Origin of the sequence: Candidatus Curculioniphilus buchneri endosymbiont of Curculio glandium, assembly GCF_964275155.1 — a bacterium.
GTDB lineage: Bacteria > Pseudomonadota > Gammaproteobacteria > Enterobacterales > Enterobacteriaceae > Curculioniphilus > Curculioniphilus buchneri.
Window position 1 is genome coordinate 742,203 of the sequence record NZ_OZ193413.1, and the last position, 18,185, is coordinate 760,387.

The window sequence follows — 18,185 nt, forward strand, 5'->3', positions numbered from 1 at the left end:
TAGTTATTTTACTTGCTTTTAAAAATTTCAACATAAACCGAATACAGTTTTACTGTTTAGATCAAACATATATTGCCATACAATAATGCTTCTAAAAAAATAGAACATTAAAAATGTTTGAAATTTATTAAATTAATAAAAAATTTCATAGAAATTATACTAATACTATATATACCAAATAAAACGCTTAAGTAAGCATGATAAAGTATTAAATCTAATTTTTTGTCTTTTTTAGAGAAATATATATCAAAGCTATTCATGCCCGATCAATTGATATAAATAGAATCATATTTGACAAAAACTAATGGCAATATCTTATAATATATAGTATTGATGACCGTCAATATAACGGAGAAAATTTAGCAAATAACTATTAAAAAAATTAAAAATTCTACTAATATGTAGAATATTCTACTAATAGATTACTATACAAATAAACTGGTAATAGCGGTTTATAACAATCAATCTTAAGTTAAAAATCGACTGAACATATATAAATAACTACTTAGCCATATTAACCAATTAATGTCATCGTAAACAATTAGTTAACCATGATAAATAAGCTAGATCACCACCTATTATGGGTAAAGTTAATAACTCCGGTATTTGATACGAATGATAGGTTTTAATTGTTCTAAAGACAGACTGTTGTAATATAATATGAGTTTTAATGATTAGTTGTATTTCAAATTGTGTTTCAATCTTACCTTGCCAAGGGTAAATAGACATAGCATTGGGAAACAATGTAATACATGCAGCTAGTTTGCTATTTAATAAAATTTGAGAGATATTATGTGCAGCGATTTTATCAGGCATAGTACAAAAAATGAGACACGATCTTTGATCGTCAATTTTTAAATGAACATCGCTCTCCAACTTATTGTTTAGATAATGTATCATCGCTTCTCTTTTCCATTACTAATAAGATTAGCTAAATTTATTGCTATATCTTATAATAAACCAGTTTAAATTTAAAAAATAATCTTGTCGTCATAACCACTAAATACCTTATGAAATAAAGATTGCATCTTAAAATCTTCGAAGATAAGTAATACGAATATAATACCGACAATAAACAGAGTAATTAGTATATACATTCAGTTTCTGTCAGACACCATATTATTATCAATTTAGTAAATAACAAAACACTAGCTCAAGTCAGTATAATAAGCAAGTAATTTTAATGCCTTAAAAGTATAGTAGTAATGAAAAAAGTGCTTAATCCGTGATGTATTTTAATGAACTTAAATTCTATTGATTAAAATTAATGACATCGGCCAATACCACTAGTAATATTTCTTTTAGAAGAAAACATAATTTCATATATCACTTACCATCGGTAATTAATTTTTATATTTTGGATATATGATTAAATAAATTTTGCTGTTTTTCAATTTTTCCTTATTAATTTTACTAAGATAAAATCTACTTCATAAAAAAGGAGTTGTGCCATTTTTAATTCTATGTACATAATATTTACACTATAATCTAAATTAATATCCTTAAATACAATGTTATTATGTTATTTAATATTGCTAAATCTGCTGCGCTATACAAATTTTTCATTTAATTTCATTAATTTAACCGTGAGCTTAAATATATCTTCGTAAATTTTGAATGTAATAATCATCATATATCTTAACCAAGATGAGTTCCTGTAATTAAGCTGATTTTAAAAGTCATGTGATACTGAATTATTTTATATATTATATTTCTAAAGGAACGTGTCTAAATTAATCTACATTAAAATGATATAGTCTTTTCCTAAAATAGTTCTTTGTTGTTATTAGTATGGATTGTACTTACATAATTAAACTAGTTCTTACTATTTTTAATTATGAAAGCATTGAATGCAAGGATTACAATGGATACAATCCTTGGTCGAGACATGAATCTATGACATATTAATTAAATAAAGTTAAAAGCAAATAAGCTAAACATATTTTTATCCAATATGAAAAAAAAATTTTTTTTCTCTTGAAGCTTTCAAGAATGCCCCCATGTATAGGCATTACGAGGTCAGGGATGTTATGATACACCTGACGTTATTTCTGGAAAATAATTGATACGGACTTTTCAAGGAGAGCTATCAATGAAAATTCGTCCATTGCATGATCGCGTTATCGTTAAGCGTAAGGAAGTTGAAGCCAAGTCTGCAGGTGGTATTGTGCTGACTGGCTCGGCAGCGAGTAAGTCCACGCGTGGTGAGATCTTGGCTGTAGGCCACGGTCGTATTTTGGAAAACGGCGAAATAAAAGCGCTAGATGTTAAAGTTGGCGACATCGTAATTTTCAATGACGGATATAGCGTGAAGACAGAAAAAATTGACAACGATGAAGTGCTTATTATGTCCGAAAGCGACATTTTAGCTATCGTTGAGAAGTAATCCGCGCATGATTACAATCACCTGAACTGAGAGCATTTAAAGGAATTTAATAATGACAGCTAAAGAGATAAAATTTGGCAATGATGCCCGTGTAAAAATGCTTCGCGGCGTCAATGTTCTGGCTGATGCCGTGAAGGTAACCTTAGGTCCGAAAGGTCGTAATGTAATTTTAGACAAATCATTCGGTGCACCGCTCATTACCAAAGATGGCGTTACCGTAGCACGTGAAATAGAATTAGAAGATAAATTTGAGAACATGGGTTCTCAGATGGTTAAAGAAGTAGCTTCAAAAGCAAATGATGCAGCAGGAGACGGAACTACTACTGCTGCTGTTTTAGCTCAATCTATTGTTAACGAAGGCCTCAAAGCTGTAGCTGCAGGTATGAATCCAATGGATTTAAAACGAGGTATCGACAAAGCTGTAATCGCCGCTGTTAAAGAGCTAAAAAAATTATCTGAACCTTGCTCTGATTCTAAAGCGATTGCTCAGGTAGGTACTATTTCTGCTAACGCTGATGAGACTGTTGGTACTCTAATTGCCGAAGCTATGGAAAAAGTAGGCAAAGAAGGTGTGATTACTGTTGAAGAAGGTTCAGGGCTTCAGGATGAACTAGATGTTGTTGAAGGTATGCAATTCGATCGTGGTTATCTTTCTCCTTATTTTGTTAACAAAACAGAAACAGGTACTGTCGAACTAGACAATCCGTTCATTTTACTTGTGGATAAGAAAATATCCAATATTCGTGAAATGTTACCAATGTTAGAAGCAGTGGCTAAAGCAGGTAAACCACTCTTAATCATAGCTGAAGATGTAGAAGGTGAAGCTTTGGCTACACTGGTAGTAAATACTATGCGTGGCATTGTTAAAGTCACTGCCGTAAAAGCACCAGGTTTTGGTGATCGGCGTAAAGCTATGTTGCAAGATATTGCTGTCTTAACTGCAGGAACGGTTATATCTGAAGAAATTGGTTTAGAATTAGAAAAAACTACTTTAGAGGATATGGGGCAATCTAAACGGGTTATAATCACTAAAGACACCACTACCATAATTGATGGTGCCGGAGATAAATCTCATATTAATAGCCGTATTACACAAATTAACCAACAGCGCGATGAAGCAACTTCCGATTATGATCGTGAAAAACTACAGGAACGCATAGCTAAACTAGCTGGTGGAGTTGCAGTCATTAAAGTAGGTGCTGCTACTGAAGTTGCCATGAAAGAGAAAAAAGCTCGTGTGGAAGATGCCTTGCACGCAACTCGGGCCGCAGTAGAAGAAGGAGTGGTTGCCGGCGGTGGCGTAGCATTAATTCGTGCAGCCAATTCCATTGAAGATCTGCATGGTGACAATGAAGATCAAACAGTTGGTATTAAAGTAGCTCGTCGAGCAATGGAAGCGCCTCTACGCCAGATTGTTGCTAATGCTGGTGAAGAGCCTTCTGTTATTGCAAATAAAGTAAAATTAAGTACAGGCAATACAGGTTATAACGCTGCAACTGAAAAATATGGTAATATGATTGATATGGGTATCTTAGATCCTACCAAGGTAACCCGTTCTGCATTACAATATGCAGCTTCTATTGCAGGTTTAATGATTACCACTGAGTGTATGATAACCGATTTACCAAAAGAGGACAAACCTGACTTAGGTGGTAGTAGTGCCGCAGGCAATATGAGTGGAATGATGTAATTTCACTGCTTTGTTAAAAATTTTTGACTTAGTTCACAACCCCGGGAAAACCGGGGTTTTTCATAAATGAAATCAATATAATTCTGTTAATTATAATTAGCTTCTTATTAGTTACTAAAAGTTCAATCTAAATAGATTATTTTAATTTAAGATCAAATTTTATCAAAATTACTGTTATTTATAATTTTTATATTATTATATAATATAATATATAATTGCTTATATTAAATTTAATTAGTTTAGTAAACATATTAATTGCGCTTTCATTATTACTTAATTTAATGAAAATTAATATAAATTAATAGGTTATTGAAATTTTTATATTTATAAAAGATCAATATGATATAAGTTAATTATTTAAATTAATATATAATTAACATTACTATTTTTTAATTGAAATAATATTTTTTATTAAAATTATTTATCAAATAAATAATTTGATTCAAAAATCAAATTGATATAAGAAATCTAATGTCTTAGTAAGACCAGATACTACTTTTAAATAGAGTTTTGGCATTAATCGATAGCTAAGCGTTAAGGTTGTTAAAGAATCAAAAAGACCCACGCTATATTTAAGTTGTAACTCAGATGAAAGATATCCACTCAGTACTACCTGAGAGCTATCGCCAATGCTTTGAGTGGCTAAAGCTAACTCTTTCACTCCGAATATTTTTCCAATTTTTCCTACAACTTGCCCGCTTTGGGCTACTCCGATCCCAATCAGCATCGAAGTTGTTATATTGTTATCGGCACTAGTAGTTTCTAATCCTTGTCCATGCAGTAAATAGGAAAGTATTTCTTGTTGAGATTTTATTGGATCAGAAAAAATTTCAACTTTCGGTTGTTCAAGTAATCCAATGATGCGGATACCAGCAACAATTGCATCTTCCGTATATTCTGGATTTCGAATAGCTTCAATATTTAAATATGGTTTATCAGCTGGACCAGAGAATAGTAATTGTCCTTTTTTAACAATTAAATTTTGTCCATAAGCATGAAAGTGACCAGAAGGAATATCGATATGCCCATTTAATTCCACTTTTTGTTGGTTTTGAACGACTTTTAGATCTCCATTTAATTTAGCCTTTAATCCAAAAGCATCAATTTTAACGTCATCTCCGACATGCACTAAAAAATTAAAATTTATTGGAATTATAGTATTTTTTTCATTGTTGAAAATTGGTTGAAAATTATGATTTAATATTACCTCATCAGATGAGACTTCCACCATATTTTTTGGTAAATTTTTTATTTTAATACGAGCCCAAGGAATAGTAATTTTTCCTGTTATTGAAAATAATTCCGGCATAGCTTCGAATATAATATCGGGTGACATATACATCTGTACCATTGGTATCCAATTAACACGCACTTGTTTACCTTTTATATAGATACGTGCATTCCATGCATTCATACAACTCCAATCTGCATGGCCAGCTATAGTAACTTGACCATCATCAGTACTGATCACTCCTTTCAATGTAGACTGTGTTCCTGAACAATAAAGAATTAGCTGACTATCAGTAATAATACAAGGTATATCATTACTTTCAATGATACAATTGGTTAATGAGATCTGGCCGTGAATCTGCGGTTGATTCACGGTGCCACATAAATGTAATGTGGCATTTAATATGCCATCAATATTTTCACTGCTCAAAAATAATGGTTTCAACGATGAAAGTGAGAAATGTTTAATATTTATATAACCAGAAATGTTACGCCAACTCTTTGGATGTATCACTTTAATTTGGCCAATGCATTGGCTTTGATTAGAAGTTTTTATAAACCAATCTATTTGAGCAAGATTCTTATCTAATTTTAGATTAAGTTTTAGTATTTCAAAAAAAATAGAAAAAGATGACTTATCCATAATTTGATTAAGATCAATTGAATGTTTCGCATCAAATATTTTATTTTTCGGGAAACATATATTCATGGTCCAAGGAAATATAGAATCTTGGATTGAAAATATATTCTCAATTTGAAAAGAATTAGCTAATATCCTCTTTTTTAGTCTTTTTGGATCTAAGTAATTTAATCGTAACGTGGTTTGATCGGAACTAAATAAATTAATATTTTTAGGTAAGTCAAAATTGTATAAATAGTACAGTTCATTAAAAATAAAATGTTTTTCTAAAATTTGATTATTTATTCCTATTTTTTTATACTGTAACCACTTTTTAAGTGATACAATTCCAGGTCGACTGAGCAAACCTGTCCAGCGTTGCTGTTTTCGATCAAATTTACCACTAATTTTCAGGTAGCTATTAAATAGATTATCTAGTACTGTTAAGTGTAACTTATGTTGTTTCTCATCGCCCAATACTGCCAGTATTGCTTGATTAATTGATAATGTTCCGTGCTGAAATTTATCTAGCTGCAATATCATATTACCATAGATGATATTGCTGAAAAGCACATTGCTTTTAAAATTTGCATTATGGATGCTGAATTCTTTCCAATGCAAATTATGAATATTGAAATTTGTCAATAACTGTGGTGTGTGAAAATCACCTCGTATCTTCATTTTACCTTGTAATTGACCGCTTAGATCAGGCGAAATGTCATTTAGCATAGATGCTTTAATAGTAGCATCTAAGGCAAATTTATCTTTTAGTTCTCCATGAACTATAAATTGATTATTTCCAATAGATAATAATAATTTTTGTGTTTTCCATTGTCCTGCAGAATTAATACTCAGCGATCCTTCTGCAGAGAGCTCATTATCTCTGAAACTGCCTTTTATAAATAATTTCGATATCTTTAATTGCCAATCATTGTTACATAGTTTTCCATAAGAAATAATTTTTCCACTCAATCGAACTGGATAATCTGGCCATTGATAGGTGGTGTCAACACTCTTTAAAGAAAGTTCACTTTTCCAGCTAATGGCATGATTTTTCCAGTTTATTATTGCTTTTAAATCAGCATTACCCTGTAATGTTGTTATTTTCAGACGTGATAAAGAAAGCCCTTTTGTATTGCCTGTAAGATCCAATCGGAGATTTGCTAGGAGAAAATTATCTTTAATAATGGTAGTTGTTAATATTAGCCGGTAATCTTGTGGTGTACCATCTAATCGTAAGACAATATTTTTCGCTTGATATTGCGATAAACTATTCAAGGGCCATTTCAACATTCGGCTATTACAAGATAATGTTAAAGGTGGATTAACCTGTGTCAGATAAGTTTTCATGTTCATACAAACGTTAATTGAACCGGATAGATCGAGATGTGTATATAATTCATCGCACAAGCTTCCACCTATAATTAGTTTAACATTTTCACCTCTTATTGGATCAATATTCAACGTAATATTCATTACTATGTTAATTGGCCAATTTCGATTTAGTTCAACATCGCCGCAAGCACGGATTGATCCCTTAGGGGAATCTATTTCTAGAATTGTCAATTTAACATATTGGTTATAAACTATCATTTTCATATGTAAGTGAGTAATCATTACATTGATATTGCCAATTAAACGTACATTATTAGCCTTGACTTCCTGTACGATCAGATTTAACGGTAATCTAATAGACGGCAGTGGTGGTAAAATTGGTTTTAAACATAGACTACTTAGAGTTTCAGAAAAAAATATCCATGCAGGATGCCTGCTAATCGGCTTTAGTTCTGCGTATATTTTTCCTTTTATTGGCATATGATAGTTATCATTAATGGTTTGAGCTACTATAGTGGTGCTATCTGTTACTACTTGCGATACCTTCGGTAAGGTGGTTATTAGCAATCCAGTAATATACGTTGGTGTTATTACTAACATATTGTTCTGTACTTTAAACCCAGTGCTCAATTTTTCAAGCGAAATTGTACTTTGATCTATGGTTATTTGAATATTATTCAACATTAACTGACGAAAGATCACTGGATGTGATGTAGTAAAAACATTGATATTCTGATTTATCTTGTTAGACTCTATATTTTTTGATAGGATTTTCAATCCAGTTTTGTTAACTTGAATTTTAATATTTCGCACAATAGCATTGTTAATATATAACATACGGTGATGAAAACATTTAATAAAGTCTAGTGTTAGATGAAATTCTTTAGCTTTAACTGTAAGGCCAGGTATTTGGTATTGGAGTTGTGTAACAGTTAAGTTGCGCCAACTACCGCTAATAGAAGCAATTTCTAGTCCTGGTGTCCAAAAAATTAAACTATTTACTACAAAACGTAATCCTGTGGATGTGCTAATAAGAAATACCAATAATCCTACTACAAACAGCAGCATGCTTAGGAAAATTTTACTAAACAAGTTCATAATTCAGATCCTAATCCAATATAAAAATGTATTCCAAATTTATATTGTTCTGTCATTGGGGCAGCCATATCTAATTTAATAGGACCAATAATAGATTGCCAACGTATACCAATGCCAGCTCCGGTTTTAAAATTATTCCATTTGATATGATCCGCTGCTTCTCCGCTATCAATAAACATTGCACTCCACCATTTTCCTAAAATATTATACTGATATTCTAGTGAGCCAATACCTAATTTAGAAGCACCAGTTGGTTTTTCACTATTTCTCCACGACGACAGTGATTTATATTTATAACCGCGAATACTACGATCTCCTCCAGCAAAAAAACGTAATAGTGGAGGTATGCGTTCAAAATTATTTGTTTCTATCCAACCGAAATTACCCCGTGCTATAAATCGATGTTTTTCTGTCAGTGGACGAATCCACACAGTTTGTACTTTAAAAATAATAAAATTAATGTTTGACCCTAACACAGTGTGTGATATATCTATTGAATAAAGTTGGCTATCACCCCACATCGGCATTAATCCATCTTTTTGTCGGGTACGATTTAGGCTAATGCTAGGATAAATGAGCATAGTTGTATCAGTAAATTCATTTTGGATAAAATGATTTAAGCTCCAACGAAAATTTAAAATTTTTTGCCAATTATGCGAAAAGTTCCAATAACGTGCTATATTTAATATATTAGAATATGATTGAGAGTGATTTAGATTTTCGCGTTTCAATCCTACTTGTAGTAGATAATATTGCTCAAAAGGATCTTTAACAAGATGAATTTTATAGTGAAGATCGGCTGTTTGCTCCAATTCGGATAAACTCAAACTAGTTTGAAAACTATGCCCACGTGAATTTAGCCAAGGTTTATTCCAGGTGGTTGTTGCTCTTGGTCCGATATCAGTAGTGTACCCTATACCGACTTCGATACCATTTCGAGTTCGTGGAGTTACCACAGTATCCAAAATTAAAGCACAACTTTCTTGATCTGAAGAAAGGTTAGTTGAAATTACTATCGAGTTAAACCAATTAGTTGCTGCTAAGCGATTATTTAATATTGCTAATGATTCGGCGTGGTAAGGATCACCTATTTTTATGTTAGCGAGATTATAGAGATAATCATTTCTGATTTGTGAACCATGAATACGGAATTCTCCGAAATGGTAGCGTTGTCCACTATCGAAATCGATATTCCAATAGGATTGATAGATAGATGGAACAACACTAAGTTGACTTTTTCGAAAAATTGCATCAAAGTAGCCTTTTTGTAATGCTAAGATTGAAAATCCATCTTTGAATTTATCATAATCATAATGATTTAATACTTTACCTAAAGTTAATTTTCCTTTTTTGACCCACTCTAAGTAATCGTTATCTTGTTTTGCTTCACCATGAAGCGTCACGTTAATATCAGCGATTTTTACTGGCTTACCTGAATTAATGTGAATAATTAATATATCTTGATTATTGTTCGATGATTTTTTAAATTTAAAAGTTATCGTAGGTTCATAGTAACCGAACGCACGTAAACATTTTCGTACTATTTTATTCACCTTATTGTGGAAACGTGTGCTCGTAATAATTTCATTTTCACTACTGATATTAGATAGGCACGTTCGTAAGTTTCGTTGTAATGTATGATTGTTAATTCCTTCTATTTGTAGTTTAGAATTGGCTCTACAAGGATTATGTAACAGCAATAAAACGCATAAAATTACAACATAATAGCCATATTGCTGTTTCACGCCAATCACCTCTTTCATTGAATTATATAATTGGTTTGACAGCTTTAGAAAAAAAGCTCATCTGAAATTTAGATTTAAAAGGTTCTAATGTTACGTATTTTTGAATATATTTACTTTTGAAGTATAATGATTAATTGATCTAAAAATTAGATTTATTAAATCTACAAGTATTATAATTAATTATTATATGACATATTACATTGCCTGCGTAGTAGTATATAACAATAAATTATGCTATACGATGAATAATATTCATCGTATAGTTTTTAGTTAAGTGAAAATTGTCTCATATATTTTAAAAAAATGTGAAATGGTAAAACGTTACATAATTCACACTGTATTGTAGTTAAGTAAATTTTAATTGAGTTGCATAATATCAATGTTAATTTTGACTTTTTATTTTATAGATAATATTGAAACATCGTGATGTTAGAATCATTTGCATTATTAGTTATTTAAAGACTTTATGAACTACTATTTTTAATATCTAATTAATAAATTAGAATTTATTTCTTTTAATTCAATTTAAAACTGTACTTTTATTTTTAATATTTTATTTCATCTATTAGAGAACAATTCTTATGATTTATATATTAAATATTAATATAACATAAATTTATACCATCATCCTTGACACTGTTCATTTTATCAGAGCAATCTCGATTATCGGATAGTATATATTCGATAAATTTAAAAATAATGTCTCTTGACTTTATCTGTTGAAGAATCGATGCTCATTAAGCATTTGTTATACTTAGAATTAGTATAAACAATAATATTAATTAAGTAACTAAATTATATTCAAGAGTTGGTAGATTTGAATAAATGTATATGGTTTCATACTGGGATCAGTATGAATATGTTTGACATTAATGGATGTAAATACCATAATTGGATGGTGGGGTCGTTAGCTCAGCTGGTAGAGCAGTTGACTCTTAATCAACTAGTCGTAGGTTCGATTCCTACACGACCCATAAAAAATAAAAATATTTAATTGTTAAAACTTATTTAATTTTTATTAATTCTAATAATAAAAAGAAAAATTAAAGATGAATTGTCTTTACAATGCTTATATAGAACATTATCATTATTAATGAATAGTATTAATGACATTTTCTTTTAAAAATTTTTTTAAATAAAACATTATTTACTAATCTGAATTGATATACGATACTAAATGTATATTCAATTTATTATTGATGATCGTTCTATCTGTGCATCATGTATAATACATTGATACATTAATGCTGTTAGTTATTTTCTATTTTTTTGAAAAAAAGTATTTTATTTACGTATAATTATTAAGATCATTAGTTTTTTAATGTAACTTTGATTAATTTTTTTCTTATTTTATTAATCTATTATAATTTTTTAGAATTATAAATTACGGTGAATTATACTATAATGGTATATGTACGTAGGAAATAGTTTCGTTATAATAAATATATATTCATCTAATGGATTAGATCAATCAATTAAATTTATCAAAAATTTTTATAACATATTGTATATTATAACTGTAATGTGATTAATAACGTTTTCAATAAAAATATTCTGAATGCAAATGTTAAGAAAGTAAAGATTTTTTTATTAAATATAGCTGAACATCAATGCAGATTGTATCAATAATATATTATTATAAAATACCAATGTTATTGGTATCTACTCTATGATGATATTATGTATCAATATCAAATTCTGTTAAAATTAATATATGATCAAATTCCTTTAAATCTTACAATGTAAGTTTAAAAATTAAAATTATTAAAAATTTTTTTGATTTTTTAAAATTAGAAAATAAATAGCTACTCTAAGAAATTTTGTTAATAAAATACACTAATTACATATGATTTATTTTTTATATGCTAAAATAACCTGTGTCTTGGTTCAATGAAATTTTTATTAAATATATAAATTCAGATTAAAAAAGTTAAAAATATCTGATATTTAGATATCCATATCTAATAATTTTATTATTATTACTTTATACCACTATTAAAACATTTAGTACATATAATATATAGTACATATAATACATATTGTATGTTAGTATATGTAAATATTTTAATTATAAAATATTTGTATAATCATTGTGAAATTAATTTCATACATAATATGTAGTGTAGCAAGCTATAATTTTCATTATAGAAACCAGAATTTATTCTGATATTAGGATTTAAAACAGGTAGTAGAGTCCGTGACTCATCTACCAGCATTGCTCATAATAATTCTGTACAAAAAATATTATAATATAATGGATAATTTCAGTGTTTATGTATATCTCACAAAGATCTCAATTTAGTAAAATGCGTTTTTAACGCTATGCTCTGACATAGAAAATATGTATTTTGAATAAATTTTCATGCTGAAAATTTTTTTACTATTTATTGTTAAATTACATAATATGTAAATATAAAAAACAAAATCTTAATTTTTTATACCAGTAGAAATTAACCAAGTATGAGAAGGTGTAATAATTTCTGGCAAAACTATGTCCCATTTTTCTACTGGAAATATATCTTCTATTCGCTGACAATCGTGCGCTAATCCAATAGGATAAAACCTTGATTTTAAATACCAATGCTTCAACATACGATCATAAAATCCCCTTCCCATTCCCAGACGATATCCTTGCTCATTAAAAGCTACAAGCGGTGTAAATACAATATCTAAATCAATTAAAGAAATTAAGGTAGTGATATCCAAACAAGGTTCACGAATCTTAAATTGGTTTATCACCAGATGTGTATTAGCTGTATAATGTAGAAATAGTAAGTAACCTATGGAAAAAGGATGTAAAACCGGCAAGTAGATTTGTTTTCCAGAAAGCCACAATGCCTTAATAATCGGCTGTGTATTGATTTCTCCATCAAAAGATAAAAATATAGCTACAGTACGAGCAGCTTGCACACGCGGATTGTTCATAACTTGATTTACTATACGTAATGAAGCTATTGTCTGTTCTTGATTAGTCAGAGCACAACGCCGAAGACGGATAGAATCCCGTAATGATTTCCGTATAAGCATTTTATCATCCATTGAGAGACTCATAGAGAAAAAATATTATCGATTACAGCACTCCGCAATCACCACTACAAACATATACATTGATTAACATATGTCAAAATAAATTTTAATAACATTTGAACGTTAATTTCACTTGAACAAAAGTAGATCCGTTCAACTATGTATTATAATATATTTGAAATTCACAAATATTAAGTTACTAAATCTTTGCAGTAAATTATTCAGATTATTTAATTCTTGTATCCATCATACCGCACTAAATTTATTCTATAAAAATTAGAATGAAATTTAAATTAATAACTTTTTCTTTATATGTCAAGAACATTCCTACTTAAAAATTTTAACAGCAGTATGTAAAAATTACCATACAAAAATATTTATACTAGTTACATAAAATCCATATTGCAATTTATTTATATATTATTACCTACTCATTCGTAATGGAGTAATTCTAGATTATAGAAATATGCGTTACAAAATCTATAATTTTAATTAATATTTAATATAATTGTTGCGCAATATTTTACTTTTATTTCTAATAATATTTTTTTATATAAAAACATGTAAACTCAATTTTTTTATATCTACTTAATATGTACCTAAATTTTATATTTAAAATAAAAGTATTTATTGTCTACATTAATAAAATTTAATTTTTTCATAAAAAATAAACTGGTAAAAAATCTTATATCAATTTAATTTAATATGTAACAAAGAAAAAATAAAATCATAAATTATGATTCGATTAAAAAATAATAAATCTCATAGTTTATGATCAGTAAACTAATATTAAAATTTAAATGAAATAGCTGATGTTATTTTTGGATAACTCATTACTTTAATGAATACTTATATTACTAATAAAAATTAGTAACCTAGTGAGAAAAGATTGTCTATTTAATATGAACATATTAAATAACTAAGTATAAATTATAAAATATAGATGAAATGATCAATTTATCTAAATGAAATTGGTAACCTTAGATATAAAATATAACATTTAACATTACTATACAGTAATGATTGTTATGTCAAATAACATGCACTTTTTCGAATTCTACAGTGCTATACTTCTAAAATAATATACAAATATTAAATTGCCTCTGTTATATATTATGGAGATAAACAAGTTAGTCTGTCATAAGAATCGTAATTAGAATTAATAAATTCTGGTTAACTAAGTTGGAGAAAGCTATGATGCAACAAGCATATATTCTTCGTCGTAAAAGATTTCTATCGAAGATGGTACCAAGCAGCGCTGCGCTAATATATGCTGCTCCTAAAATTATGCGTAATGCTAATATTGAATATCCTTATCGACAAAATAGCGATTTCTGGTACTTTACTGGATTGAATGAACCAAACTCGCTATTTATATTAATCAAACATAATAAGAACCATTGTAGAAGCATATTATTTAACCAAATGCATAATAATAAAACTAATGAAGCTTATACAAATCTTGATATAGAATATAAAGCCGCATTGACCTGCTTGAATATTGATTATGTCCTACCGTGGGATGAAATTCCTAAGCAACTATATTTATTATTCAATGGACTGAGCACAATTTATCATGCACAAGGAAAATATATTTTTGCTGATTACCAATTATTTAAAGCACTCAATAAACTACGACAAGGTGTTCATAAAGAATTACAAGCTCCATCTATCATAGTGGACTGGAGATCATTGGTAAATGAAATGCGTTTAATTAAATCAGATGAAGAATTAACTATCATGCGCCGTGCCTGTGAAATCACTGCCATAGCACACACTTGTGCTATGCGACGCTGCCGACCAGGCATGTTCGAATATCAGTTAGAAGGTGAGGTTCAATACGAATTTATTCGTCACGGTGCTCGTTTTCCATCTTATAACATAATGGTAGGTAGTGGTAAAAACAGTTGCATTTTACATTATGTTAAAAACAATAAAAAAATGAAAAACGGCGATTTGGTGTTAATTGATGCTGGCTGTGAATATAAAGGTTATGCCAGTGACGTTACCCGAACTTTTCCAATTAATGGTCGATTTTCAACGGAACAACGCGCCGTTTATAATATTGTACTGAAAATGCTAAATCGTTCATTAGAACTCTATAAACCCGGATGTAGTATTTACGCAGTTAGAGAAGAAATTATAACTATCATGGTCGCAGGCTTGATACAGCTTGGTATCATAAAAGGTAACATAGAAGCATTACTTGCTGAACAAGCATATAAAAAATTTTTCATGCATGAATTAAGCCATTGGATAGGATTAGATGTACACGACGTTGGTGATTATGGGACTTCTCAAAAAGATCGTATTCTCGTACCCGGTATGGTATTAACTACCGAACCAGGAATCTACATTCCTTCGGATGAAAAAATTGTTTCAGCATATCATGGTATTGGTATTCGAATTGAAGAAACTATTGTCATTACCCATTCTGGCAATGAAAATCTCACAGCATCGGCGGTAAAACAGGCCAATGAAATTGAAGCATTAATGACAATGGAATTCATTTAAAAATGACTATTACAATCATCGGTGGTGGCATAATTGGAGCAACTCTTGCTCTCGCACTTTCACGTTTCAGTCAAGGGACTATGAAAATTAATTTAGTTGAAATGCAAGCATTAGAAAATAATGACCATCCTAGTTTTGAAGTTGGATCTATTGCACTGGCTTATGGTACGTGTAGTGAGTTAAACACAATCGGTATCTGGGATACCCTTTCTTCTTACACCACTCCTATTCATAGAGTCGAGGTCAGTGAAAAGAGCAATATTAATAAAGTTCATATTTCAGCCAGTGATTATCACTTGCCAGCATTAGGTTACGTGATTAAAATGCACGATTTTAAAAAATTACTATTTAAACTGTTGCAACAAGCTTCAGGTATTTTTTTACATTGTCCAGCACAGTTAACTAATATTTCTAGAGAGCAAACCAGAACAATCATTAAGTTAAACAACGGAAAACTTTTCAATGCGCAATTAGTAGCCGCAGCAGACGGATCACAATCATCTGTTGCAACATTATGTGGCATTCATTGGCAGGAAAAAGATTATCAACAAACTGCTGTTATCGCTAATATTAATACCGAATTACCGCATAAAGGTAATTCTTTTGAATGTTTTACTACTTATGGCCCTATAGCAATGTTACCCATATCTGGTGGATATAGTGCGCTAATTTGGTGTATACCAACTAAATATCGAGCTGAAATCTCTCTTTGGAATGAAATAGAATTTTGTCAAGCATTACAGCTAGCTTTCGGTTGGCGCCTTGGACATATTATCTCTACTAGCCAGCGTAAGTATTATCCACTATGTCTTAAGATCGCTAAACGGCATATTACACATCGGTTAGCATTAGTTGGCAATGCTGCGCAAACATTGCATCCAATTGCCGCTCAAGGTTTTAATTTAGGCATAAGAGATGTTATGACGCTAGCGGAAATTTTATCGAATACTGCAATACAAGGCAAGGATATTGGTAATTATGATATTTTATTAAATTACCAACAGCGTCGACGATTAGATCAGTCTAGTACTGTAGCGGTGACCGATGGACTTATTCGTCTATTCTCCAGTATTCATTTTCCATTCATTGTAAGCCGTAATCTTGGATTATTAGCTATGGCTCATATTCCACCATTACGTGATATTCTAGTGCATAAAATGCTAGGTTGGATTTCTCGTTAACTACGTTCCGTTAATAAGGAAAATATAAGGATTTGAAAGTGATACAAGAATTCGATATAGTAATTAATGGTGGTGGCATGATAGGTTTATCGCTTGCCTGTGGTTTACAAGAAAGCGGATTACGTGTGGCGATAATTGAATCTCATATTCCAACACTCGTACAACCTAATCGACCTATACTACGAGTATCTGCCATTAATTTTGCCAGTTGTCGATTACTGCAATATGTGCAGGTTTGGAAGGAGATTATTGCTCATGGTGCTAACGCTTATCATAAAATAGAAGTTTGGGAAAAAGATAACTTTGGAAAAATAATGTTTGATAGCTTAGAATTGAGCTATCCTCAACTAGGATATATCGTCGAAAATTCAATTATTCAACAAACATTATGGTGTCGTGCTAAGCAGTTAAATAATATTATACTATTTTCTCCTGCTGAATTGTTCCAAATAGTTTGGAGAAAGACTGATGTTCTGCTTATTTTAAAGGATGGAAAGATGCTAACTGCGCGATTAGTTGTTGCAGCAGATGGAGCTCACTCTTGGATTCGACAATATGTTGGTATTCCTCTTATATTTTGGGATTATCAACATCATTCTCTCGTTGCTACAGTACGCACCGAATTACCTCATAGGAATATTGCCCGTCAAGCTTTTTGCGATGATAGTATTCTAGCTTTTTTACCGTTAAGCAATCCACATTTGAGTTCTATTGTTTGGTCATTACCACCAGAAATAGCACAGCAATACTTGATCCAATCTGTTGAAAAATTCAATATGGCTTTGGCAATGTGTTTTAGCCTAACACTTGGATTATGCGAGCTACAAGGTGAACGAAAAACTTTTTCACTTGTAGGGCGATATGCACGTCATTTTGCTACCCATCGTTTAGTGCTTTTAGGTGATGCCGCTCATACTATCCATCCTTTAGGTGGACAGGGAATTAATTTGGGACTGATGGATGTTATGGTTTTCTTAGGAGAATTACAACGCCTGAAAGCATTAGATAAAGACATTGGTTGTTATTCTTACTTACGCCATTATGAGTGTATCCGCCAACATGGCAATGCACTCATGTTAATGAGCATGCAAGGATTACAAGAATTATTTTCTGGCCATAATCCAATAAAAAAATGGATCAGAAATCAAGGATTACAAATAGTAAATACACTACCAGGTATTAAATCTTGCTTGATTAGACAAGCAATGGGATTAAATGACCTTCCAGATTGGTTAGCGGAAAAATCATTTAACTGAATCATTCTAATTGAATTTTATTATTAACGATATTATTATAAGTAAAGGTTTCATAATATAAATTATTTTCTTGAAAAAATTTATATTTTATTCATTGGAATATA

General features: G+C 30.3%; 9 protein-coding genes and 1 tRNA gene. 6 read left to right on the plus strand and 4 right to left on the minus strand.

Features of this window, described 5'->3' with window-relative positions; translation table 11 throughout:
* Positions 1-528: 528 nt before the first annotated feature.
* Entirely contained in the window at positions 529-900 is a 372-nt protein-coding gene (gene cutA, locus ACICP0_RS02220; protein WP_395479676.1) for a divalent cation tolerance protein CutA, read from the minus strand.
* Between the two features lie 1,192 nt (positions 901-2,092).
* Here cutA and ACICP0_RS02225 point away from each other — a divergent pair.
* Together ACICP0_RS02225 and groL are read left to right on the plus strand one after the other, a co-directional pair.
* Entirely contained in the window at positions 2,093-2,386 is a 294-nt protein-coding gene (locus ACICP0_RS02225) for a co-chaperone GroES (RefSeq protein WP_395479677.1), read from the plus strand.
* 52 nt (positions 2,387-2,438) lie between these two features.
* On the plus strand, positions 2,439-4,076 hold the full coding sequence (gene groL, locus ACICP0_RS02230; RefSeq protein ID WP_395479678.1) for a chaperonin GroEL: 1,638 nt from the start codon (positions 2,439-2,441) through the stop codon (positions 4,074-4,076).
* 442 nt (positions 4,077-4,518) lie between these two features.
* Here the strand turns inward: groL and ACICP0_RS02235 are convergent, their stop codons facing one another.
* A complete protein-coding gene (locus ACICP0_RS02235) occupies positions 4,519-8,358 on the minus strand; it encodes a translocation/assembly module TamB domain-containing protein (protein ID WP_395479680.1) in 3,840 nt (1,279 codons plus the stop codon).
* Positions 8,355-10,103, minus strand: a complete 1,749-nt coding sequence (locus tag ACICP0_RS02240) for an autotransporter assembly complex family protein (RefSeq protein WP_395479681.1) — start codon at positions 10,101-10,103, stop codon at positions 8,355-8,357. The genes ACICP0_RS02235 and ACICP0_RS02240 overlap by 4 nt, the downstream gene beginning before the upstream one ends.
* Positions 10,104-11,004: 901 nt before the next feature.
* On the opposite strand from ACICP0_RS02240, the gene ACICP0_RS02245 reads away from it, so the two are divergent.
* Positions 11,005-11,077, plus strand: a tRNA-Lys gene (locus ACICP0_RS02245).
* Positions 11,078-12,530: 1,453 nt separating this feature from the next.
* Here ACICP0_RS02245 and ACICP0_RS02250 read toward each other — a convergent pair.
* A complete protein-coding gene (locus ACICP0_RS02250) occupies positions 12,531-13,142 on the minus strand; it encodes a 5-formyltetrahydrofolate cyclo-ligase (protein WP_395479682.1) in 612 nt (203 codons plus the stop codon).
* A gap of 1,182 nt (positions 13,143-14,324) precedes the next feature.
* Here ACICP0_RS02250 and pepP point away from each other — a divergent pair.
* From pepP to ACICP0_RS02265, 3 genes are read left to right on the plus strand one after another with little or no spacing between them, the layout of a single operon-like run.
* The gene (gene pepP, locus ACICP0_RS02255; RefSeq protein WP_395479684.1) at positions 14,325-15,644 is read left to right on the plus strand and encodes a Xaa-Pro aminopeptidase; all 1,320 of its coding nucleotides are present in this window, start codon (positions 14,325-14,327) and stop codon (positions 15,642-15,644) included.
* Between the two features lie 2 nt (positions 15,645-15,646).
* Entirely contained in the window at positions 15,647-16,825 is a 1,179-nt protein-coding gene (gene ubiH / locus ACICP0_RS02260; protein ID WP_395479685.1) for a 2-octaprenyl-6-methoxyphenyl hydroxylase, read from the plus strand.
* A 41-nt stretch (positions 16,826-16,866) separates the two neighbouring features.
* Positions 16,867-18,081 carry an FAD-dependent monooxygenase gene (locus ACICP0_RS02265; RefSeq protein ID WP_395480250.1) on the plus strand — a complete coding sequence of 405 codons (1,215 nt, stop codon included), beginning with the start codon at positions 16,867-16,869 and terminating at the stop codon, positions 18,079-18,081.
* Positions 18,082-18,185 lie beyond the last annotated feature (104 nt).